We start from the raw sequence: 508 nt of genomic DNA, 5'->3' as shown, positions 1-508 counted from the left end.
CCGTATTCGATGCTGTCGTCATGGTGCTGATCTGGCATGAATGGAAGGTCGTGCGGCAGCACAAGCCGGCATGACAGCGAAGTTTCTCGCCGCTGAGTTGGGAACGCATCAATCTCACCGGCATCGACCCTGGGATTGAACACCACATGCCCGAAGGCTCCAGAACGCTTCGCTTGCCAGCACCAATCCGACGGGCCGCGTGATGTTCATATTTACGTGCCTCCTCCGGTGTCGCCCGGTCCTCGCCGGCGTCGATGCATAGTTGCACAGCCTCCCGCCACTTAGGCCCCATCTTGGTCCACTTCATGAGTTCCTCGGCGGCACCCTCGACATTGTTGCACCCGTAGGTGACCCCAGGTCGGTCGGTTTTAGCGTACACCGGAGCGGAGAACCAACGGGTTGCCATGACACCTTCTCCTACGGGGAGATCTTTGCACAGAAGCCGATCAGTGATTCTGTTGTGAGGTTGGAGCAGGGAGATTCGCGATGGTGGATCGTGTTCTGGGTC

General features: G+C 58.7%; 1 protein-coding gene. It reads right to left on the bottom strand.

The features are described 5' to 3' along the window. The coding region (locus tag NKH33_RS33190) for a DUF982 domain-containing protein (protein WP_352923755.1) at positions 1-406 on the bottom strand (406 nt) is incomplete at its 3' end. Positions 407-508: the final 102 nt, after the last annotated feature.

Source organism: Mesorhizobium sp. M1182 (assembly GCF_040318335.1).
Lineage (GTDB): Bacteria > Pseudomonadota > Alphaproteobacteria > Rhizobiales > Rhizobiaceae > Mesorhizobium.
The sequence above is the reverse complement of the archived record's forward strand: the minus strand, read 5'-3'. Positions and strand labels throughout refer to the sequence as shown.